The 22,328-nt window shown below is 64.2% G+C and carries 19 protein-coding genes and 1 other RNA gene; 11 read left to right on the top strand and 9 right to left on the bottom strand.

The genetic code is table 11. The features are described from left to right. Window positions 1-4: 4 nt before the first annotated feature. Entirely contained in the window at window positions 5-433 is a 429-nt protein-coding gene (mraZ, locus tag AC56LY_RS01220) for a division/cell wall cluster transcriptional repressor MraZ (RefSeq protein ID WP_499581906.1), read from the bottom strand. A gap of 502 nt (window positions 434-935) precedes the next feature. On the opposite strand from mraZ, the gene AC56LY_RS01215 reads away from it, so the two are divergent. The 4 genes from AC56LY_RS01215 to udk all read left to right on the top strand — a co-directional run bounded on the left by AC56LY_RS01215 (window position 936) and on the right by udk (window position 3,369). Then, window positions 936-1,571, top strand: coding sequence for a response regulator (locus tag AC56LY_RS01215; protein WP_499575776.1), 636 nt, complete (start codon window positions 936-938; stop codon window positions 1,569-1,571). 151 nt (window positions 1,572-1,722) lie between these two features. Beyond that, window positions 1,723-2,112, top strand: coding sequence for a response regulator transcription factor (locus AC56LY_RS01210; protein ID WP_499575773.1), 390 nt, complete (start codon window positions 1,723-1,725; stop codon window positions 2,110-2,112). Window positions 2,113-2,395: 283 nt separating this feature from the next. After that, window positions 2,396-2,653, top strand: coding sequence for a hypothetical protein (locus AC56LY_RS01205; RefSeq protein ID WP_499575770.1), 258 nt, complete (start codon window positions 2,396-2,398; stop codon window positions 2,651-2,653). Between the two features lie 74 nt (window positions 2,654-2,727). Beyond that, window positions 2,728-3,369 carry a uridine kinase gene (gene udk / locus AC56LY_RS01200; protein WP_499575767.1) on the top strand — a complete coding sequence of 214 codons (642 nt, stop codon included), beginning with the start codon at window positions 2,728-2,730 and terminating at the stop codon, window positions 3,367-3,369. A gap of 39 nt (window positions 3,370-3,408) precedes the next feature. Here the strand turns inward: udk and AC56LY_RS01195 are convergent, their stop codons facing one another. Next, window positions 3,409-3,819: a response regulator gene (locus AC56LY_RS01195; protein WP_499575765.1), complete on the bottom strand. Its 411-nt coding sequence runs from the start codon at window positions 3,817-3,819 to the stop codon at window positions 3,409-3,411. Window positions 3,820-3,971: 152 nt separating this feature from the next. Continuing rightward, complete coding sequence (locus tag AC56LY_RS01190; RefSeq protein WP_499575763.1) at window positions 3,972-5,507, bottom strand: sensor domain-containing diguanylate cyclase; 1,536 nt, start codon at window positions 5,505-5,507, stop codon at window positions 3,972-3,974. A 296-nt stretch (window positions 5,508-5,803) separates the two neighbouring features. Between AC56LY_RS01190 and AC56LY_RS01185 the strand changes: the two genes are divergently transcribed. Continuing rightward, a complete protein-coding gene (locus AC56LY_RS01185) occupies window positions 5,804-8,098 on the top strand; it encodes a putative bifunctional diguanylate cyclase/phosphodiesterase (RefSeq protein WP_499575761.1) in 2,295 nt (764 codons plus the stop codon). Between the two features lie 19 nt (window positions 8,099-8,117). Here AC56LY_RS01185 and AC56LY_RS01180 read toward each other — a convergent pair whose 3' ends face one another. The 6 genes from AC56LY_RS01180 to rnpB all read right to left on the bottom strand — a co-directional run bounded on the left by AC56LY_RS01180 (window position 8,118) and on the right by rnpB (window position 14,960). Beyond that, window positions 8,118-9,131 carry a Csu type fimbrial protein gene (locus tag AC56LY_RS01180; protein ID WP_499575758.1) on the bottom strand — a complete coding sequence of 338 codons (1,014 nt, stop codon included), beginning with the start codon at window positions 9,129-9,131 and terminating at the stop codon, window positions 8,118-8,120. Between the two features lie 4 nt (window positions 9,132-9,135). Then, window positions 9,136-11,589 carry a fimbria/pilus outer membrane usher protein gene (locus AC56LY_RS01175; protein ID WP_499575755.1) on the bottom strand — a complete coding sequence of 818 codons (2,454 nt, stop codon included), beginning with the start codon at window positions 11,587-11,589 and terminating at the stop codon, window positions 9,136-9,138. A gap of 14 nt (window positions 11,590-11,603) precedes the next feature. After that, window positions 11,604-12,359, bottom strand: coding sequence for a fimbrial biogenesis chaperone (locus AC56LY_RS01170; RefSeq protein WP_499575752.1), 756 nt, complete (start codon window positions 12,357-12,359; stop codon window positions 11,604-11,606). A gap of 12 nt (window positions 12,360-12,371) precedes the next feature. Then, the gene (locus AC56LY_RS01165) at window positions 12,372-12,884 is read right to left on the bottom strand and encodes a Csu type fimbrial protein (RefSeq protein WP_499581905.1); all 513 of its coding nucleotides are present in this window, start codon (window positions 12,882-12,884) and stop codon (window positions 12,372-12,374) included. Between the two features lie 176 nt (window positions 12,885-13,060). Then, entirely contained in the window at window positions 13,061-14,554 is a 1,494-nt protein-coding gene (gene glpK / locus AC56LY_RS01160; protein WP_499575750.1) for a glycerol kinase GlpK, read from the bottom strand. 58 nt (window positions 14,555-14,612) lie between these two features. Beyond that, an RNA gene (gene rnpB / locus AC56LY_RS01155) (RNase P RNA component class A) lies at window positions 14,613-14,960 on the bottom strand. Between the two features lie 146 nt (window positions 14,961-15,106). Here rnpB and AC56LY_RS01150 point away from each other — a divergent pair. The 6 genes from AC56LY_RS01150 to yghU all read left to right on the top strand — a co-directional run bounded on the left by AC56LY_RS01150 (window position 15,107) and on the right by yghU (window position 22,249). Beyond that, window positions 15,107-16,804, top strand: coding sequence for a thiamine pyrophosphate-binding protein (locus AC56LY_RS01150; RefSeq protein WP_499575746.1), 1,698 nt, complete (start codon window positions 15,107-15,109; stop codon window positions 16,802-16,804). Between the two features lie 99 nt (window positions 16,805-16,903). Continuing rightward, window positions 16,904-18,043 (top strand): signal recognition particle-docking protein FtsY, encoded by a 1,140-nt coding sequence (gene ftsY, locus AC56LY_RS01145; protein WP_499575744.1) that lies wholly within the window; start codon window positions 16,904-16,906, stop codon window positions 18,041-18,043. Between the two features lie 15 nt (window positions 18,044-18,058). Next, window positions 18,059-18,730 (top strand): cell division ATP-binding protein FtsE, encoded by a 672-nt coding sequence (locus tag AC56LY_RS01140; protein WP_183557109.1) that lies wholly within the window; start codon window positions 18,059-18,061, stop codon window positions 18,728-18,730. Next, window positions 18,727-19,647 (top strand): permease-like cell division protein FtsX, encoded by a 921-nt coding sequence (ftsX, locus tag AC56LY_RS01135; protein WP_499575742.1) that lies wholly within the window; start codon window positions 18,727-18,729, stop codon window positions 19,645-19,647. Before AC56LY_RS01140 ends, ftsX begins: the two co-directional genes overlap by 4 nt. A 598-nt stretch (window positions 19,648-20,245) precedes the next feature. Beyond that, window positions 20,246-21,136, top strand: coding sequence for an RNA polymerase sigma factor RpoH (rpoH, locus tag AC56LY_RS01130; RefSeq protein ID WP_499575740.1), 891 nt, complete (start codon window positions 20,246-20,248; stop codon window positions 21,134-21,136). 270 nt (window positions 21,137-21,406) lie between these two features. Then, complete coding sequence (yghU, locus tag AC56LY_RS01125; RefSeq protein ID WP_499575738.1) at window positions 21,407-22,249, top strand: glutathione-dependent disulfide-bond oxidoreductase; 843 nt, start codon at window positions 21,407-21,409, stop codon at window positions 22,247-22,249. The last annotated feature ends 79 nt before the right edge of the window (window positions 22,250-22,328 follow it).

Here is a 22,328-nt window from a genome sequence, read left to right as displayed (position 1 = left end):
CGCCTCAGAAAGAAAAATTGGAAAGTACATCCGGCATGCCGCCAGCCACGGCTGCGGCCTCGTCCTCGGCCAACCTGGCGGCGTTCCAGATTTCGAAGTGACTGCCCATGCCGAGCATCATCACTTCCTTCTCGAGCCCGGCTGCAGCGCGCAGCTCGGGGGAGATCAGGATGCGTCCGGCGCTGTCAAGCTCGACATCGACGGCATTGCCTAGGAAAATACGCTGCCATGCGCGGGCCGACATCGGCCAGGCAGCAATCTGCTTGCGATGCTCTTCCCACACCGGGCGCGGGAAAAACAGCAGGCAGCCTTGCGGGTGCTTGGTCAGCGTCACGCGACCTTCGCACTGGAGTGTCAGGGCGTCACGATGCTTGGCCGGGATGGACATCCGGCCTTTTGCATCGAGATTGATTGCTGACGCGCCCTGGAACACGTATATGCCTAGCTTGGAAAATTCGGTTGGTCGTTGTTGTCTGGCGCCGGGATCTGGATTTCTTCCCACAAATCGACACTTTTTCACACTGTTTCCCACTTTAGTGGAAGCAATGTTGACGGTCAAGCGAATTCCCAACGGCACTTTTCTAATTTTGCCAATGAAACCAATGACTTAGGTGCATCTTAAGGGTACTCGACAATTCAAAATATTCCTTTAAATTAGGGACTTAGCAGTAAGAGTGAAGGTCAGGCCTCATTTGGAAACACTGTCGTTACGTTTGTGCCGGCGCAAAGCAAAGAATAATATTGACGTAAAGTAACAACTGACACTCGCCTGAAACCACTGTACGGGCATCCAGCACTCTGATGTACCCAAGAACTTGTCAATGCGCTATGCTCCCCGTTGGCGTTACCAGATAACGACTTTTGGTTTGGAAATTTGTCATTTTCCGGGTTAACTATTTTGACTTTGGGAAACTTAAAACGTAACATCGGCAAATATGAAAAATTCACTCGACCTGCAGCCGGCCGTACCGTACAACGCTGCGGAGTATTGCTCGACCAAGGAAGCAGCTGCTGTCCTTGGCGTGTCGCACCGCACGGTGCAACTGTGGGTGGAGAACGGCACGCTGCAGGCGTGGCGCACGGCAGGCGGCCATCGCCGCATCACGCTCGAATCGGTCAACCGCCTGGTCGACGGGCGCCGGATTGCCATCGCCGCCCACGCACCGCGCCCGGCGGCGCCGGTCGCCCCTGCATCGACGACGCGCCGCGTGCTGGTGGTGGACGATGATCCCCTGATGCTGCGCCTGTACGAGCTCGAAATGGCGGGCTGGGGCATGGATCTGGACGTCGTCAAGGCCAACAATGGCTTCGAGGCCCTGATCCGCATCGGTGAAGAGCGCCCTGACCTGCTGGTCAGCGACCTGAACATGCCGGGCATGGACGGGTTCCGCATGATCCGCACGCTGCGCGAGGACAGCGGCAGCGCCGGCATGAGCATGATCGTGGTCAGCGGCCTGGACCGTGCGACGATCAAGGCCATGGGCTTGCCCGTGGATATCCCGGTCTTCCCCAAACCGGTGCCGTTTGGCGAACTGCGGGCCGCTGTCGAACACGGCCTGGCGCGCGCTTGATCGCGAACTGAACTGCTATGCTCGGCGCACCGACGCGCCTTCCATGCCAGCCCACCCATGACCGTCCTCCAGGCCTTCCTGCCCGCCCTTCCGACGCTGCTACCCGCCCGGGTTGGCGCATGCATCCGGTATCGCCAGTGGGAGCGCGCCGATGCCTGCTAACACCATTCTTGTCGTCGATGATCAGGATGAACTGCGTCTGCTGATCTCGCTGAGCCTGCAAACGCTGGGCCGTATCGTCGAAGCAGCCAACGCCGAACAGGCGCTCGCCCTGTTTGCCGCCGAGCGGCCCGACGTGGTCGTGCTCGACATCTGGCTTGGCCCCGGCGCCAGCGGCCTCGAGGCCTGCGCCCAACTGCGGCAGGATCCCGCCAATGCGGGCGTCAAGATCGTGCTTCTCTCGGCTTGTGGCCAGCAGAGCGACGTTGCCGCCGGCATGGATGCCGGCGCCGACCTGTACATTGTCAAGCCCTTCAGTCCGATCGAATTGATCGACGCAGTAACGGGTTTGCTGGCAGATCTCCCTGAAAATACGGCTTGATATTTACTTTTTGAAACTAATATTGCTTTTAGAAACTATTCTCTAATTTTCTACAAACCAGCAAAAACGACAATCATTTTTATTTTTATTGCAACTGTTCGGGCGCTAATCGCTGGCCAGTGAAACGCATCCCGCCGAACCGGCAAGTAAATACCGCCAAACCCGAAATACCGCTACCTATACCTGGCGCATCATCCTGCACTGCGTTCGCGCACGCCGCCGTCAAAGTGGCTATGATGGTCTTCATCGATCATCTACCGGCTACCTGCCCCGAACACAAAGCATGTCGCGCTCCTTCCGTTTCCTTGCTGCTCTCCTGGCCACCGCCACCCTGACCCTGTCGGTCGGCGCGGATGCGCACGTGGTCTCGGCAAGCTTCGAAGCGCGCCTGACGGTGGTGGCAACCTGCTCGATCAATGCCGACGCCGCAGTGCAGGTGCAGTGCGCCAGCCCGGCCACACCGTATCTCCTCGATGCCCCGGCTGCACCAATGCTGCACAGCGCCGGCCCGGACGCCGGCCGCGTTACCGTCTACTTCTGACCCACTGACATTTGCGCAAGGCCATCGCCGGCCCTGCCCTGTCGGCCTGCGCGCCTCTCCGGTATCATGCAGGAATGAACCCCATTCCCTTTACGCCGTTCGTCATCGGTGTCGCCGGCGGCAGCGGCAGTGGCAAGTCCACGGTGTCCCAGCAAGTCCTGGCGTCGTTTGGCGCCGACATGGTCTCGATCGTGATGCAGGACGATTACTACCGCGACCAGTCTGATCTCCCCCCTGAAGTACGGCGCAAGCAGAACTACGATCATCCACATGCGTTCGACTGGCCATTGCTGATCCAGCACGTCCAGGCCTTGCGTAGTGGCGAAACGATTGCGATGCCCGAATACGATTTCACGATCGACAACCGTTCGGACAAGACCATCCCCGTCAAACCGGCCCCGGTGATCGTTGTCGAAGGGTTGTTTGCCTTGTATGACGCCGACCTGCGCGACATGATGTCGCTGAAGATCTTTGTCGATACGGCGTCGGACGTGCGCTTCATCCGCCGCATGCAGCGCGATATCGCGGAACGCGGGCGTACGCTGGAGAGCATCGTCGGCCAGTATCTGGACACGGTCCGCCCGATGCACAAGCAGTTCATCGAGCCCACCAAGCGCAATGCCGACGTGATCCTGCCCCATGGCGCGAACGGCCCGGCAGTGGACATGATCACCACCAAGGTCGCGAGCATCGTCGGCCGCCTGAAGCGGCCCTGAACCTGGCGGCGCCGGCCGCGCCGGCCGCGCCGGCAAGCATCAGATGTGCACGTGCTTTTCGACAGTGGCCTGCAGCAGGGATTTGTACTGCGCCAGGTCGGCCGACTTGTGGACATAGTCGGCGGCGCCAAGCTGGCGTGCCCGCGCGCGATCGGCCTCGAGATCCGAGTTGGTCAGGATGATCAAAGGTACGTTGTACTGCAACTGGTAGCCCCGCATCAGGATCATCGTCTCGAATCCGTCCATCCGCGGCATCTTCAGGTCCATCAGGATCAGGTCGAAATGACGGTCCTTCATCAGTACCAGCGCATCCCAGCCGTCGCACGCGACATCGACCTCGAACCGGCCCTCGTACTTTCCCAACGCCTGCAGCGTGAATTCGGCGTCGAACGCGAGATCGTCGACCACCAGGATCACTTTTTTGGCAACATTGTCCGTGTTGGTCATCATACGGTTCGACGTCGGGTGCGTCGCTTCATGGGGTCCTGCGGGGCATCGGTATCATCAATACAGTATAGACGAGCGATTGCCCTGGCGCCGTGCCATGTCCAGCGGATGTCCCGACAATCTGCGGCAATCATGGGGCTTTCCCGATCCGGCGCCTATGCCGCGGTGACCAGGCGATTACGCCCGTCCATCTTGGCCTGGTACAGCAGGCGGTCGGCCGCCTCGATGCAGGCCAGCGGCGTCCCGCAGGTGGGCTCGGCCTGATTGCAGGTATGCACGCCAAGACTGATGGAGACGTGGCCATAGGCACTCCCCTCGTGCGCCAGGCCAAGCGCCTGCACGGCGCAGCGGATGTTCTCGGCCACCGCGCGGGCGCCCTCATTGTCGGTGTCCGGCAGGATGATCGCGAATTCTTCGCCACCGTAGCGCGCCGTCAGGTCGGTCGGACGCCGGGGCCCCGAGGCGATTGCCCCCGCCACCCGGCGCAGGCAGTCGTCGCCGGCGACGTGACCATACAAGTCGTTGAACTTCTTGAAATGATCGACATCGAGCAGGATCATTGAAAACGGCAGCCCGCTGCGCCGCCCGCGTTCGTATTCCACGGCGAGCACTTCATCGAAGCGGCGCCGGTTGGCCAGCCCGGTCATGGCGTCGACGTCGGCCAGGTGGCGCAGCGATACATTGTGCAATTCGAGCGCGCTGCGCGCCGCGCGCAGTTCGGACTCCAGCGCCTCGCGCAGGCGCAACTGGCTGATCATGCGGTGCCCTCCCCAGCCGAGCATGCACACGGCAAACACGACCACGCAGCTCATCTTGATCACCGCCATCCACCAGCCATCCAGGATTTCGTCCTTCGACTGGGCTGTCGCCACCAGCAGCGGAAAGCCGTCCAGGTGGCGGTAACTGTACAGGCGTTCGACACCATCGATCCTGGAGGTCATCATCGCCGTGCCGACCGGCCCCGATTTGGCATACGTCTGGAATACGGGACCGTTGCTGATGCTGGTTCCCACCATCACGGCATTGAACGGGCGGCGGTACAGCAAGGTGCCGTCATCGATGGCCAGGATGATCGTGCCGGTGCGGCCGACGTCGAAGCTGTCATAGAACTTGCCGAAGTAATCGAGATTGAGCGATGCCATCGCGACGCCGCCGAAACTGCCATCAGGGCGGTTGATCCGGCGCGACACGGGAATCGTCTGGACGCCGGTGGAGCGGCTGAAGATCGGCTTGCCGATCCGCGTGCCCAGGTCGGTATGGGTCATGTGGTAACGGAAAAACTCGCGGTCCATATTGCTGCCCGGTAGCACCGATGGCAGCGAGGTCGCCAGACGCTTGCCATCGGCGTCATAGATGAACAGCTCGCGCACTTCCTCGCTGGTGCGGGTAATGCGCGCCATCCGTGCATGCAGGCGCCGAAGGTCGAGCGGCGTGGTTGCTGACTGCTCGACCCGTTCCACCATCTCCGCCAGAACCGAGTCGGCCACCGTCAGCGAGCGCTCGGCGTGGGACGCCAGTGCGCGTGCCATGTTTTCTGTGCTGATCGCCGTCTGGTCCAGTTCGCCCTGGCGCGACGCCCACAGGCTCCACGCGTGCAGGCCGATCAGCAACAGGCAAAAGCCGGCCATGAGAATGATCGACCGTACGACCAGCGGTGTGCGCCGCTCATCGAGGTGTTGCAGGCGAAGCAAGTTGGGATCGGCGGTAGGCGGCATGGTCAGGTGGAATACGACAGGTGAGATTATTTCCCGACAGCTTAATAGTTATCGCGAAAAATGTATTGCCGAAAAGAATGTAAATTCGTGCTCTGTTCATTACTTACAACGCCTGCCTGACCAATGAGCATGACGACTTGGCGGCACAGGTCGCAAATGCGCAACAGTGCCGGGAACAGGTGCCGGGCGGTCAATTGAATCGGGATACAAAGTGATAGAATGTTTCCCATATGAAATTAAAATGATAACGATTATCGTCATGGACAGCTTGGATGCCTCATAGAATCAATCGGGAACTGCTTCGGTGGCGCGTCCGCGCGTTTGCCAGGCTGATGTCGGCCGTGCTGGTACTGGCGCTGGTCGTTGCCGTGCCAAACGCGCTGGTCGCCGCCTACCAGGGCTACCCACAGGTCGCCCTGATGGACACGGTTGCACTGGCATGGATCCTGGCGATCTGGCGTCTGGACCGCCTGTCGCACACGGCCAGGGTCGTCAGCTTCCTTGCCATGATGTTTTTCGTGGCAGTCGGTTCGATGGTGACGGTCGGCGCGGTCGGCCTTTGCTACCTTCTCGCAACCCCTGTCATCGCCGTGATCCTGCTGGGCCAGCGCGCTGCGTATGTCACGATCGGGGCCGGTGCGCTGGCGATGGTCGTGCTTGGCATAGCTGGTTACAGCGAGCTGACGATTGGTAACTTCGCTCGTGACTCGGCCGTGGGCGTGCTGATTTTCGCGCTGAACTATGTGTGCGTGGGCACCCTGGGCACGCTGACGGCGGGCAGCGTGCTCAAAGGCTTGTCGCGCTCGCTGAACAAGGCCGACGCAGCGTCCGAGTCCCTCGAGCAGGAACGCATCGCACTGCGCCGTGTGAACCAGGAATGGCGCCTGACCTCGGCGGCACTCGCGGGCCTGCACGACATGGTGCTGATCGTCCAGGCGATTCCCGGCAAAGCCTCGCACCAACCGATCATCTTCGCCAACGCCGCGTTCGAGCGCCACAGCGGGTATCGGGTCGACGAAATCATCGGGCACAGCCTGCATGCGCTGCACGGCCCGGAAACCAGCACCGAAACCGTCGCTGCCCTGTCGGATGCGATGGCACGTTACGAACCCGCATCGGCGCAACTGGTCAATTACACGAAAGCCGGCGAACCGCGCTGGGTGGAAGTCGATATCGTGCCGTTCGCCAGCGAGGGCGGACCGATCACGCACTGGGTTGCCGTCGGCCGCGACATCACCGAAAAGCGGCAGTCCGCCGAATCGATCCGCAAGCTGGCGTTCTACGACGTGCTGACCGAACTGCCGAACCGGCGCCTGCTGATGGAGCGCCTGAGCGCCCTGACCGACAGGGCGCAGCGCGGCGAAGGGATCGGCGCCGTGCTGTACCTCGACCTCGACAACTTCAAGAGCGTCAATGACGCACGCGGCCATGCGACCGGCGACGCCTTGCTGAAACACGTCGCCGGCATCCTGCGCGATACCGTCCACCGGCGTGACACCGTGGCGCGCCTGGGTGGCGACGAATTCGTCGTGCTGGCCGAGCATCTTGGCGACGACCCCGGCGCGGCCACTGCGGCTGCGCTGGCGCTGGCAGAGCGCGTCGGCACTGCCCTGCGCAGCCCCGTCGACATCGATGGCCAGGTGTACCAGTCTTCGGGAAGCGTCGGCATTTCGCTGCCTACCCGCCCCGAACACACTGCGCAGGACCTGCTGCGCGAAGCCGATACGGCGATGTACCATGCCAAGGCCGCAGGCCGCAACGGGGCCGCGCTGTTCGAGACGACCATGCTTGCCGCTGCCGAAAATACGCTGATGCTCGAACGCGATCTGGGCAACGCGCTCGACAACGACGAGTTCGCACTGCATCTGCAGCTGCAGGTCAGTCCCGACGGCCAGCCGATCGGTGCGGAGTCGCTGTTGCGCTGGCGCCGTGCCGACGGCGTGCTGGTCCCACCCGATGTGTTCATTCCGATTGCTGAAAAAACCGGGCTGATCGTACCGCTGGGCACCTGGGTGCTGCGTCAGGCATGCCTGTCCTGGCTGCGCCTGTCGCATGCCGGCCACGCGCTGCCGCTGTCGATCAACGTCAGCCCGCGCCAGTTCCAGCAAGCCGACTTCGTCGACGTGGTGCGTTCGGTGCTGGACGAAACCGGCGTACCCGCCACCCAGCTGATCTTCGAACTGACCGAAGGCCTGCTGGTCGAGAACATGGACGCGACCGTCGTGCGGATGAACATCCTGGCCGGGATGGGCATCCGGTTCTCGATCGACGACTTCGGCACCGGCTACTCGAGCCTGGCCTATCTGCAGAAAATGCCGCTCTACGAACTGAAGATCGACAAGGGCTTCATGCGCGACATGCCGCACGACGTGAATGGTACGGCACTGGTCAAATCGATCCTCGCGATGGCCGGCCAGCTCGGCCTGCGCGTCGTCGCCGAAGGCATCGAAACCCGGGAACAGGCGCAGTTCCTCGCATCGCACGGCAAGCCCTGCATGCAGGGCTTCCTGTTCTGCCGCCCGATGCCGCTGGGCGAACTCATCAGCCAACTCGAAGCCGCTGCTTGAGTAGCGCACCAACCTTCCATCAGAACATCAGCAACACCGTCACCGTATCGCGGTAATCGCCCGGTGTCGGGGCGCGCTGGCGCGGCACGATACCGTGCATCATGACGGCCTGCACACTGCCGGTGCCGATGCCGCTGTAGACCGTGGTGCCCACCAGTCCGTCGCCCCACGCCGGGCCGTCGGGCGTGGCCGAGATCCGGTAGGTCAGCGTCTCCCCGGTCACGCTGTTCTTCATCGTGCGCGCCGCCGGATTGTTCGACACGCCGCCGTTCAGCACGATCTGATACGTGCTGTTGGCGGTGCACGCCACGCTCAGCGGCGCGCTGATGCGCTGGTCGGTGATCGGGCTGCCGCTGGCGAAAGCCAGGTTGCTGGTGCTGATCAGGCAATTGTTGACCGCCGTGGCGCGCGCCTGGAACGAGAATGCCGCACTGGCGCCGGCCGAGCACGGCACGCTGCCAAAGCCGTACTGGATAGTGCCGTGGCCCGCGAAGCTGGCGCCATAGACCGTGTCGGCATTGCCGACCGTGGGCACGCCCACCAGGCTCGCCGCCGCGATTTTGCCGTACACGGTGAAGCTTTGCGTCACCCCGCCCAACCCCAGCAAGCCCAGCAGCGTCGAGGTCACCGGCTTGGCGCCGATGGTACTGGCGGTACTGCCCCAGATCTTGGCCGCCGTGTACGAGCTGTCGGTATACAGATTGAAGGCCAGGCGGTTGCTGCCATTGAGCAGGTAGCGCGGGGCGCCGGTGCCGCCGCCCGGGCCCACGCCCAGGTTGACGCACACGTTCGCCGCCGGCAGCAGCAGTTGATTGGTCCCGATGGTCCAGTAACAGGTCACGGTCAGCGTGCCGCTGGCCGTGACGTCGCTGCCCACGATCGGACTGACCACGCCGAGGTCGACGTCGGTCATCGCGGCCACGCAGTTGTCGGCGCGCGCCGCGGTGGCGGCCAGCAACCACAGCATCAAGGTCAGGGTCATCAGGAGCAGGCGGCACAGGCGTGGCGCGAAGGGGCGGCGAAGTACGGTCATGAGGTCATTCTCCTTGCAGTGGCTGGCAAACCAGCGGTCCGATCACGGGCAGTTCGCCCGCTACCGGCGTGTACTCGAAACGCACTTCGCACAGGTCCTTGCCGCTGCCGATGCGCACCCGGTTTTGCGCGCGCAAGCCTTCGACGAACAGCACGCCATCGTAACCGACCATGGCCGTCAGTTCGCTGCCGTCCAGCCGCGCCAGCGTGCCGACGTCGGGCACGGTGCCATCGGCGCGCACCAGCGTGAGCGTTGCGGCCGCGTAACGCTCGATCGCGAAGCGCGCCACCACGCCGGCGTTCTGGCGCGGGACGATCTCGAGCAGTGTGTGCGGGATGCGGGTATCGGACGGCAGCGACGACGGATCGATCGCGATCCGGCTGGCGGCGTAAGGTTGCAGGTCGGGTACCAGGAGGCGCCCGTTGCGGTCGGTGCGGCCGATCGGGCGATTGTCCTGCAGCACCGGCAGACCGGGCACGCCGCTCGAGACGAGCGCAAAGCCGCGGCCGACATTGCGCGCCGTGAGCACGGCGCCGTCCATCGCGACGATGGCGCCGCTGACATCCAGACTCGTGTTGCGGCTGTCGCCGACGCGCTGGGTCGAGACGATCGCGCGACCGTGCGAACCCAGGTATTGCACCTGGGCCTGGTCGTAGCGCTGCGCGCCGGTCTTGCCAGTCTGCACGGCCCAGCCGAGGCCGCCATCGAAGTCCGGCGCGCGCCCCATCGATACCGATGCCACCTGCTCGCCGCGCTGGCGCCCCGCATTGGCATTGACGGCCACGCGCGAATCGAACGCCATGCTGAAGGTGGCCGTGATGCCGCGTTCGGCACGCCGCTCCAGGTCCTGGAATGCGCCCAGGCTGAAGTAGCCACGCAGGCCGACGCTGCGCGACCAGGCCAGCGACACGGTGCGCGTCACCTGGGATGTGGCCGGGGCCGGGGTCTGAGCCAGCGCGGTCAGCCCGCCCAGCGGGTTGCCGAACGGGTCGAGCACCGGCACGAGGCTGGCCACCAGCGGTGTGCGCAGCCCGATCAGGTTGATGCTGAAGCTGTTGCCGCCGAACGCGGTGCTGATGCTGGCCCGGTCGAGCGCGCGCGGCACCGGCGTGCCTTCGAGCGTGCCCAGGTCGCCGAAGCCGGCGCTGGCGCGGATCGATTGCAGGTCGAGCGCAAAGCGCGGCGATACATACTGGTAACCAAGCGTGGCTTGCCAGCCACGATAGCGGCCGGCGCTGGCCGCCAGCGCGCCACTGACCACACCGGCGCCGGGTACGCGCGCGAGCACGCCGCCGCCCACCAGCACCTGCCCCTTGCCGGCCTCGGCATGCCCTTCGAGTGTCAGGCGATCGGTCCAGCCGTGGCGCACCGAGCCCACTGCCGCCGGCCCGCCGTAGCGGAACGAGTGCACCCCGTAGTCGCGCCGCAGCGCGCCGAGCGAGACAGCGAAATCGGTCAGCCCGCGTGCCAGCAACCGCGTGTCGACATACAGCGGCAGCGTGGTGGCAACTTCGCGCCCGAGCGCATCGCGCGTGATGACGGTGGCCTGGCCGGCGCCGTTCAGGCCCGCCACCTGGTCGACCACGAACGGCCCGGTCGGCACGCTGGTGCTGAACTGGCGCACGTTATTGACGAACAGGTCCACGCTGGTTGGCACGACGGCCGAACCGGCAATCGAAGCCACCGGATAGGTCACGAGATCCGGGCGCAGCTCGAAGTTGCGGCGCCACTCGATGCCGCCCAGGCGCAGCGCGCGCGACCAGCTCAGCGCCGGGGTGACGGTGTCGCCCAGTTGCACGGTGCTCAAGCGGTCCTGATCGGCGTGGGTCCAGGTGGTGTCGTAGCGCGTGTAGCCGCGCTCTTCGCCGCGCAGGATCGCCGCGCCGGTGCTGCTCAAGCTGCCGCGCGGGTCGAAATAACGCAGATCGAGGTTGCTGGCGACCGAGCCGCCGCTACTCTGGGCGAACACGTTGTAATTCAGAAGCATGCCACGGCTGGCCTGACCGGCGCCGCTGGCGCGCACCGTGCGCGCGCTGAGCACGCGCGCAACGCGCAGGCGATCCGCCAGGGTCAGCGCCAGCGTCTGGGCAGCACTGTCGTAGCGCCAGGTCATGCCATCGATCTCGTCGAGCAGAAAATCGGTGCGGTCGGCCACGCCGAAGCGCGCCGGGTCCAGGCCAAGTTCGCGCAGGCTCTCGACCGTCATGCGCAGGCTGGCGCCCTCCTGCATCACGGAGACAAGCAGGCCCGTGGGCTGGCCGTCGATCGAGACGTCCAGGTACAGTTCGTTGGGTTGGGTGGCGACGAGACCAGCCGGCGCTTCGGGCGCGGCGGGCGAGGCAGCGACCATGGCAGCCGCTGCGGCAATGGGGGTAACGGGTGTGGTGGTGAGGGCCAGCAGGCAGGTGGACAGGGACGACGACCGCAGGGCCCGCCACGCCCGGTGGCGCGTGTGCATGGCTGCCCCGGTCGTCAGTCGCGCGCGACGGCCGCCTTGGCGGACTGCGACTTGGCGTTGACGGTGGTGTCGATGGCGAGCGACGCCGGCAGTGCGCCGGCGACATCGGCGGGCAGCGCCCATTCGCGCGTGCGGCCCGGCAGCGCGTAACCCAGCAAGCCTTTGCTGAGCACGACGTCGCGACTGCCGACCGTCACGCTGGTGGCGCCGATCTGCGCATGCAGCGCGCCGGTGTTGCGGGCGCGCAGGTGCCAGGCACCGGCGCGCTGGAAGGTGCTCCATTCGAGTTGCGGTGCGGCCTGGGTGTCAACGGGCAGCACGAAGGCCGGCACCGAATACTGCAGGCGGATCGCGACATTGCCCTGCTGGGTGTCGCCGCGCGGCAGTTCGTCGATCAGGATGCGGTAGGTCTGTTCCGCGCCGCCCGGCGTCACTGCGGTGCCAGCTGCGGTGCCAGCTGCGGTGCCAGCTGCCCCGCGGCGCACGAGGCGGATCGTCTGGGCGCTCTTGCCCGCGATCTCGATGATCGGCGGGCTGGCCACGAGCTGCGTGGTCGGGGTCAAGGCATCGACGCCGTCACGCTGGTCCCAGGCATACACCCGGACCTGGCCGTACAGCGGCGTGTCACCATTGTTCTGCAACTGGATGCCGGCCGCATTCTGCCCCGGCTGGAAGCTGATCGACACCGGCGAAATCTGCAGATTGGCGCCCTGCGCTGCCGTACCGGAACACAGTGCTGCCACCAGCACGATGGAGAAGTAACCCCGCATGCACGATTCCGATCAGAAGTAGATGGTCGCGGTAATCGTCGATTTGTAGTTGTCGGGCGTCGGCGACTTCTGGACCGGGATTTCACCGTACACGGTCAGCGTCTGCGCGTTGCCGGTACCGGTGCCGGCCAGCGTGTCGGTGCCCTGGGTATTGCCCCACAGGCCAGAACCGGCGTTGCGGTACAGGTTGACGGCGACCGTGTCGACGTTCGCGCCGGTGCCGTTCAGGAAGCGCGTGGTACCGGCCGAACCGGCGCCGGTGCCGGCGTCCAGACCCACGTTGTAGGGCGTGGTATTGGTGCACGTCACATTGATGTTCGACGAACCCGTGATTGCAGAGGTGATCACGCCGGTCTGGCCAAAGTCGATGCCGTTGGCGGCGATGGTGCAGTCAGCCACGACACGCATGGTGACATCGAAGCTGCTGGTCTTGCTCTTGGAATACACCGCGGCGCCCGTGGTGAACGGCATCACGGCAGCGAGAACGGCGGCCAGGACGCGGATACGTTTCGGGGTGGTCATCATCATATTCTCCAGATTCAAGGGCGCTGTCACCGCGACGCGCATCGTCTTGCTCAACTCAGAAAATATGATACATGTGTTTCCATGTGGAATCAAAGCGAATTGTGTGATTCTGCCGAATATGCGCGCTTTGCTGATTTTTTACAACAGTCGTTGTATTCCTGGCATGCTACTCCGGCTTACTTTGCCGGTTCGGTCCATGACCGTGCATGCGCAACCGCACGCGCCCAGCGCGCCATCAGTGCCGCGCGGCGCTCTGCGTCCATCCGCGGCTCGAAACAGGTATCGACCTGCCACTGGTGTTCGAGTGCCGCAGGCGATTCCCAGATGCCGCACGCCAGACCGGCAAGCCAGGCGGCGCCCAGCGCCGTGGTTTCGGTCACGCGCGGGCGCACCACCGGAATGCCGAGCAGGTCGGCCTGGAACTGCATCAACAGGTCGTTGCGGGCCGCCCCGCCATCGGCGCGCAGTTCGGTGACGGCGCAGGCGGCGTCCTTCTGCATCGCCGTCAGGAGCTCGGCGCTCTGGTAGGCAATGGCCTCGAGCGCGGCGCGCGCGATGTGAGCGGCGGTGGTGCCGCGCGTCATGCCGAGGATGGTGGCGCGTGCGTACGGATCCCAGTGCGGCGCGCCCAGGCCGGTGAAGGCCGGCACCAGCATGACGCCGCCGCTGTCGGGCACGCTCGTGGACAGCGCCTCGACGTCGCGCGACTGGCGGATGATGCCCAGACCGTCGCGCAACCACTGCACCGTGGCCCCGCCCATGAAGACACTGCCTTCGAGCAGGTAGTCGGTGCGCCCGCCGATCGTCCAGCCGACGGTCGAGAGCAGCCGGTGATGCGATACCGGAGGCGCGGCGCCGGCATGCATCAGCATGAAGCAGCCGGTGCCATAGGTATTCTTGGCCATCCCCTTGCGATGGCACGCCTGGCCGAAGGTGGCCGCCTGCTGGTCGCCGGCGATGCCGGCGATCGGGATGGCGTGGCCGAACCATTCGGCAGCGGCATGTCCGACGAGGCCGCTGCTGGGCACGATCTCGGGCAGCACTGCGCGCGGGATGTCGAACAGCGCCAGCAAGGCGTCATCCCAGGCCAGCGTGTGGATGTTGAACAGCATCGTGCGCGCGGCATTGCTGGTGTCGGTCACGTGGCGCCCGCACAGGCGGTACACCAGATAACTGTCGACGGTGCCAAACGCCAGCTCGCCCCGCTCGGCCCGCTGGCGCGCGCCCGGGACATGGTCGAGCAACCATTGCAGCTTGGTCGCGGAAAAATACGCGTCCAGTTCCAGGCCGGTCAGCTCGGCGATCGTCGCCGCCCTGCCCGCCTCGCGCAGTCTGTCGCACGCGCCGGCCGTGCGCCGGTCTTGCCAGACGATGGCATTGGCCACGGGTTCTCCCGTGGCGCGGTCCCACAGGAGTGTCGTTTCGCGCTGGTTGGCAATGCCGATCGCGGCGATCCGCGCGGGATCGATGCCGCTGTCGGTCAGCGCCCCGCGCGCGCAGGCGAGCTGGCTGGCCCAGATGTCCGCCGAATCGTGCTCGACCCAACCGGGCTGCGGGAAATGCTGGGGAAATTCACGCTGGCAGCTGGCGACGGCCACGCCGGCATCGTCGAACACGATCGCACGCGAACTGGTGGTGCCCTGGTCGAGGGCAAGGATGTAGTGGGTCAATGCGGTCTCCGGGACGACCGGGGAAAACGCGCACCGAGCGGTGCGCGTCATGAATTATGTGTAAAGCAGGCCGATAGGCCGGATTCTGTGTAATGCCACCTTACGGCGACACTTGGACAATCATTCCTCTAGGCGCTGAATTACTCCAGCGCTCAAGCTTCCTACCCGCACGCTCCGCGAGCAACATCAACGCGTGCCTATTTGGAATTGCTCCGAGTGGAGGTTACCGCGTTTCACCGTAACTAAATACGCTCGTCTCTGTGGCCCTATTCCTCGCCTTGTACCACTGGCTTGCGCCAGCGGATTTCGGCGGACGGCCGTTAACCGTCACCCTGCTCTATGGAGTCCGGACCTTCCTCCCGTCCACGACCTTGCGGCGTGGACCAGCGACTGCCTGGCCTGCTTCACGGGGGGCATTGTAACCGATATCCCTCTGGCCAAGCCCGGCGCCGCGCCCGTGTTTTCTGAAATTTGATGTCGCCATTCCAAAAGCCGCGTGCAGGCCGCTCACTTAGAATACTTGCAAGCGAACCCTATAAGGACGACCCTCCCATGACGCACCCTTCCCGCACCGGCGGCCAGATCCTGGTCGATGCCCTCTCCGTTCACGGCGTCGATACCGCCTTTGGTGTCCCGGGTGAAAGCTACCTGGACGTGCTCGACGCACTGCACGATTCGAATATCCGGTTCGTGATCAATCGCCAGGAAGGGGGCGCGGCGTTCATGGCCGAGGCCTACGGCAAGCTCACCGGCAAGCCGGGTATCTGCTTCGTCACGCGCGGGCCGGGCGCCACCAATGCGTCGATCGGCGTGCACACGGCGTACCAGGATTCCACGCCGATGATCCTGTTCATCGGTCAGGTGGGCAACGACTTCGTCGACCGTGAGGCGTTCCAGGAAATCGACTACCGCCGCATGTACGGCCAGATGGCCAAATGGGTCGCCCAGATCGACCGCGCCGACCGCATCCCCGAATACATGGCGCGCGCATTCCAGGTCGCCACCAGCGGCCGTCCGGGTCCGGTGGTGCTGGCGCTGCCTGAAGACATGCTGGTGTCGCTGGCGGAGGTCGCCGACACGCGTGCCTATACGCCTGCGCATGGCGCGCCGTCGATTGACCAGATCGCGCAACTGCGCACGATGCTGGCCGGGGCCAAGCGCCCGGTCGTGCTGCTTGGCGGGGGCACCTGGACTGCGCAGGCGTGCGCCGATATGGCGCAGTTTGCTGAGCGCAATCACCTGCCGGTGGGCTGCACGTTCCGCTTCCAGGACCTGCTCGACAACGCGCACCCGAACTACATTGGCGACGTGGGCATCGGCATCAATCCGAAGCTGGCCGCGCGCGTGAAAGACGCCGACCTGATCATCGCCATCGGCCCGCGCCTGGGCGAGATGACGACCGGCGGCTACACCTTGCTGGCCGCGCCCGTGCCGGCCCAGCGCCTGGTGCACATCCACCCCGATCCGGAAGAACTGGGCAGCGTGTACCAGGGCGAACTGATGATCGCGGCCGGCATGCCGCAGGCGTGCGCGATGCTCGCCGCGATGGAACCGGTCGACGCAAGCTGGCAGGCCAGTGTGACGCAGGCCAGGGGCGATCTGGCAGCGTGGCAGGCGCAGCCTGCCTTGCTGCGCGAAGGCGTCCCGCTCGATCTGTGGCAAGTGGTGCAGGATCTGCAAAGTGCGCTGCCGCCCGACGCCATCATCACCAACGGCGCCGGCAATTACGCCTCGTGGGCGCATCGCTTCTACCGGTATGGCGGCATGCGCACGCAGCTGGCGCCGACCAATGGTGCGATGGGGTATGCGGTGCCAAGCGGCGTCGCGGCCAAGATCGTGCATCCCGAGCGCGCCGTGGTGACCTTTGCCGGCGACGGCGAATTCATGATGACCGGCCAGGAACTGGCCACCGCCGTGCAGTACGGCGCCGGTGTCGTGATCCTGGTCTTCAACAACAATATGTTCGGCACGATCCGCATGCACCAGGAGCGCACCTATCCGGGCCGCGTGTCGGGCACGAACCTGCACAATCCGGATTTTGCAGCGCTGGCACGCGCCTATGGCGGCCATGGCGAAGTGGTCGACCAGACCGCCGACTTCGCACCGGCCCTGGCGCGCGCGCTGGCCTACACGGCGCAGGAACATTTGCCGGCCGTGATCGAGCTGCGCTACGATGGCAATCTGATCACGCCGAACGCGACGCTCGAGATGATGCGCGCGCAGGCCGAAGCCGCAAAAGGAGCACGCTAACGCGCAAAGCGGGAACGTATTGCTGCTCTGGTAAAATATTCGCACGTTTTTTCATCGCCGGCCCCGCCGGCGTTCGCACGAAGTCCCCCACCAGACACTATGTTCAGCTTCTTCAAAAGAAAGAAAGCGCCCGATACCCCGGCGCCGGAACCTGTTGCACCTGCTGCACCCGCTGCACCCGCGGCGCCTGTCACCAGGCCCGCGCCACCGGCGCCGCCCGTGGCCAAGCCCGCCATCAAACCGGACGCCAAGCCCGAGGTCAAGACCGAGGTCAGCGTGCTGCACGAAGGCAGCAACCTGTTCCCGGAAACCGCCGAGCGCCCTACCACCGAGCAGGAAAAGAAACACTCGTGGATGGCGCGCCTGAAGGCCGGCCTGTCCAAGACCTCGAGCAATCTGTCGCTGCTGTTTGTCGGTGCGCGCATCGACGAAGACCTGTACGAAGAACTCGAAGCGGCGCTGTTGATGTCCGACGCGGGCATCGCCGCCACCGAGCACCTGCTCACCGAGCTGCGCCGCAAGGTCAAGGAAGACAAGCTGCTCGACGCCGCCGCCGTCAAGGCCGCGCTCAAGGCCCTGATGATCGAGATGCTGCTGCCGTTGCAAAAGCCACTCGAACTGGGCCGCCACGATCCGCTGGTGATGATGATCGCGGGCGTGAACGGCGCCGGCAAAACCACCACCATCGGCAAGCTGGCCAAGCACATGCAAAGCTTCGACCAGTCGGTGCTGCTGGCTGCGGGCGACACGTTCCGCGCCGCCGCGCGCGAGCAATTGATGGTCTGGGGCCAGCGCAACAACGTCACCGTGATTTCGCAGCAGTCGGGCGATCCGGCCGCCGTCGCGTTCGATGCGGTCCAGTCGGGCAAGGCGCGCGGCACTGACGTCGTCATGATCGACACGGCCGGCCGCCTGCCGACCCAGCTGCACCTGATGGAAGAGCTGAAAAAGATCAAGCGCGTGATCGGCAAGGGCATGGCGGGTGCGCCCCATGAAATCCTGCTCGTCATCGACGGCAACACCGGCCAGAACGCGCTGGCGCAAGTCAAGGCGTTCGACGATGCGCTGGGCCTGACGGGCCTGGTCGTTACCAAACTCGACGGCACCGCCAAGGGCGGCGTGCTGGCCGCGATCGCGCAGAACCGCCCGATTCCCGTGTACTTCATCGGCGTGGGCGAAAAGCTGGAAGATCTGCAGCCGTTCAATGCCGAAGAATTCGTCGACGCCCTGCTTGGCTGATCGAACAAGGACACCATGATTGCATTCCAGTCAGTATCGAAGCAGTACACGCACGGCGACGCACAGGGCAGCTACGCGCTGCACGACGTCACGCTCGCCATCGGCAAGGGCGAGCTGGTCTACCTGGCCGGGCCGTCGGGCGCGGGCAAGTCGACCCTGATGAAAATGGTCGCCGGCGTCGAGCGCCCAACCAGCGGCAAGGTAATCGTCAGCGGCCATGACGTCGGCCGCATCAAGCCGGCCGGTATCCCTTTCCTGCGTCGCAATATCGGCATCATCTTCCAGCAGCAACGCCTGCTCAACGACCGCAATATCCTGGCCAATACGATGCTGCCAATGCTGGTGACCGGTGCGCGCACGGCCGAAGCCGAGCAGCGCGCCCGCGCCGCGCTCGACAAGGTCGGCCTGCTCGACCGCGCGCGCGCGATGCCGCTCGAACTGTCCGGTGGCGAACAGCAGCGTGTGGCCGTGGCCCGCGCGATCGTCAATCGGCCGCAGATCATCCTGGCCGATGAACCCACCGCCAACCTCGACCGCGTCGCGGCCGACAAGGTGCTCGATGCGCTGCGCTCGTTCCATGCAGTGGGCGTCACGTGCGTGATCTCGACCCACGACGACTATGTGCTGGAGCGCGCCGAGCGCGTCATCCGCCTGGAAAATGGCCAGCTGGTCGGAGGTGCAGCATGAGCCCGTGGTTGCGCCAGCACCGTTTCGCCCTCGTGGCTGCGCTGTCGACCGTGCGCAAGTCGCCCGGCAGCTTCCTGTTCAACGTGCTCGTCGTCGCGCTCGCGCTGACGCTGCCGTTCGCGGGCCTGACCTTGCTCGATAATGTACGGCCACTGTCCGAGCAGTTATCGGTCGACCCCGAGATCAGCCTGTTCATGCGCGAGAATGTCAGCCGCCCCGATGCGCAGGCATTGCTGCCGCAGATTCGCCAGATCGTTGCGCAGGGCAAGGGCGAGGTTACGTTCGTGCCGCGTGAAGAAGCGCTGGAGTCGCTCAAGGAACGCAGCAGCCTGGGCGGCGTGCTGGAGACACTGGGCGAAAATCCGCTGCCGGACAGTTACGTGATGAAGCTGGACGGCTTTGCCAGCGCCGGTGCTGCCGCGCAGGTCGACGCCATCACCGAGCGCCTGCGCGCCCTGCCGGGCGTCGAGACGGTGCAGGTCGACTCGGCCTGGGTCAAGCGCCTGGCCGCCCTGCTCGGCATCCTGCGCCTGGCCCTCTTGCTGCTGGCCGGCACGCTGGGCATTGTCGTGATCGCGGTGGTGTTCAATACCATCCGCCTGCAGGTGCTGACGCAGAAAGAAGAAATCTCCGTCTCACAATTGCTCGGCGCGACCAATGACTTCATTCACCGCCCGTTCTTTTATACCGGCGCGCTGCTCGGCCTGTGCGCTGGCGGCGTGGCGCTGGGCGTCGTCATGCTGGCGTTGCATCCGCTGAACGGCGCCATCGCCGAGTTTGCGCGGCTGTACGGCTCGCAATTCCAGCTGGCACCACTGGGCGGGCTGGCCATTGCCGGTTTGCTGGCCGTCAGTGCCGGACTGGGCTTGATCGGCGCGCTGCTGTCAGTACGGCGTCACCTGGCGCGGGCACGCTGATGGGCCAGGGAGTGCCGGCAGCGGCACTCCTACAATATTGCTGGATAAAAAAGATGGTCTAAGGGTATTGAAAACACCCGAAGTGGCACCATTTCCAGTGCAGGGCGAGGCGACCGTTGCGCTGCCTCCCTTATTACCTGGCTGTCGGAATGCGCCGCAGTGCGCTGATACTCCTACGGTCACTTCGAACTTCCCTACGCTGTCTTGCGTCGAACTCCTACAGGCCTCCCCAGTTGTACGTGCGCTATTCAACAGAGAGCTTGTCTCGTGCGCCGTAGTCTGAACCTGTACGCGACTTCCACTGTTTATCAGCTCGAATGTAAGCCTGATTTTGAGCTGGATCAAACGAATACCCAAACGCTGTTCTAGAGTGGATTGCTTGCGGAATTAATTCCTATAAGCAATACTTTGGACAGTCTTAAGTTCTGGCCACGTTCTGGCACTCTCTTTGGGAGAGTGCTAATATATGGTCCAAGGCAATCGAATTTCAAGTAAAAGTATCCGTACAAGACGAAGCAACATGCGCTTCGCGATGGCGTCACCGGCATGAGGCCGAGGCCCGTCAGGATGCAGCAAGATTATTAAAAGGGAAATAAACATGTCCGCACAATCCGCATTGGTCCCGACCGGCAATCGTGCTCTGGGACTAGGTTTCACCGGCAATCTCGGCAATATCGATGCGTACATCTCGGCGGTGAACCGCCTGCCGATGTTGACGCACGAAGAAGAGATGTCGCTGGCAAAGCGGCTGCGCGACGATAACGATCTCGACGCAGCGCAAAAAATGGTGTTGTCGCACCTGCGCCTGGTGGTGTCGATCGCGCGTGGCTATCTGGGCTACGGCCTGCCGCACGCCGACCTGATCCAGGAAGGCAATATCGGCCTGATGAAAGCAGTCAAGCGTTTCGACCCGAACCAGGGCGTGCGCCTGGTGTCGTACGCGATGCACTGGATCAAGGCCGAGATGCATGAGTACATTCTCAAGAACTGGCGCCTGGTCAAAGTCGCGACGACGAAGGCGCAGCGCAAGCTGTTCTTCAACCTGCGCAGTAACAAGACCGGTCTGGATGCGATGTCGCCAGGTCAGGTCGACGATCTGGCGAAGCTGCTGGGCGTCAAGCGCGAAGAAGTGATCGAGATGGAAACCCGTCTGTCGGGCCGCGATATCGCGCTCGAGTCGCCAACCGACGACGAAGACGACAAGTTTTCACCGATCGCCTACCTGTCGTCGGAACAGCAAGAGCCGACCAAGGTCATCGAAGCGCAGCAAGTCACGCGCCTGCAGTCTGAAGGCCTGGAATCGGCACTTGGCAAGCTGGACCCGCGTTCGCGCCGCATCATCGAAGCGCGCTGGCTGGCCAACGACGACGGTTCGGGTGCAACGCTGCACACGCTGGCCGAAGAATTCAGCGTGTCGGCTGAGCGAATTCGCCAGATCGAATCGGCTGCACTGAAGAAAATGAAGGGGACGCTGACGGCATTCGTTTAAAGCCGCCCTGCTCTCTGCAAAACCCCGCCTCGGCGGGGTTTTTTTTCGGCTTCGTTCTCTTCAACACCAGCCCTGTGGTTCAGCTGTAGGGTGGACGGGTTCCCGTCCACGCGTTCGAACCCACCGGTTTTTTCCGCGTCAGCGTTGGATCGTCACGCGCCTTGAACGAATGCACAGCGTCGTGGGCCCGGCCCATTAAAGCAGCCGCCAACACGTTTGCCGTCCATTGGCTAGAATGGTTCTTCTGACACGTCAGCTCAAGGAAAAGCCATGCCTGATTCAACGCCGTATGTTCCACCAGCCGTCTGGACCCCGCCCGCCACCCCGGGCGGCGCTTTTGCCAGTATCAATCGCCCGGTCGCCGGATCGACCCACGAGGCGGCACTGCCAGTGGGTGAACACCCACTGCAGCTGTATTCACTGGCCACGCCCAATGGCGTGAAGGTCTCGATCATGCTCGAAGAACTGCTGGCCGCCGGCCATGCGGGTGCCGAGTACGATGCCTGGCTGATCCGCATTAACGAAGGCATGCAGTTCTCGAGCGGCTTCGTCGACGCCAACCCGAACTCGAAGATCCCGGCCCTGGTCGACCGCAGCGGCGCGGAGCCGGTGCGCGTATTCGAATCCGGCGCGATCCTCGTGTATCTGGCCGAAAAATTCGGCGCGTTCCTGCCGAAGGACGGCGTGGCGCGCACCGAGACGATGAACTGGCTGTTCTGGCAGATGGGCTCGGCGCCCTTCATGGGTGGCGGCTTCGGCCACTTCTACGCCTATGCGCCGGAAAAGCTGCAATACCCGATCGACCGCTACGCGATGGAAACCAAGCGCCAGCTCGATGTGCTCGACCGCCATCTGGCCGACAACCGCTACATGGCTGGCGACGACTACACGATCGCCGACATGGCCATCTGGCCATGGTATGGCGGCATGGTGCTGGGGCAGCTGTATGACGCGGCCACGTTCCTGTCGGTGGACGAGTACAAGCACGTCAAGCGCTGGGCCGATGCGATCGCAGCGCGCCCGGCCGTCGTGCGTGGGCGCAAGGTCAACCGGTCGTTCGGGCCGGCGGAAGACCAGGTGCTGGAACGCCACAGCGCTGCCGACCTCGACTGACGTCCCTGCCCTTTCCTGGGCATGCTCCGCTGCATGCCCAGCCACCGTGCCCGCCCCGCCTCATGGCCTGGGCGCGCGC

Source organism: Telluria sp. ZT3P25 (genome assembly GCF_059685895.1).
The sequence above is the reverse complement of the archived record's forward strand: the minus strand, read 5'-3'. Positions and strand labels throughout refer to the sequence as shown.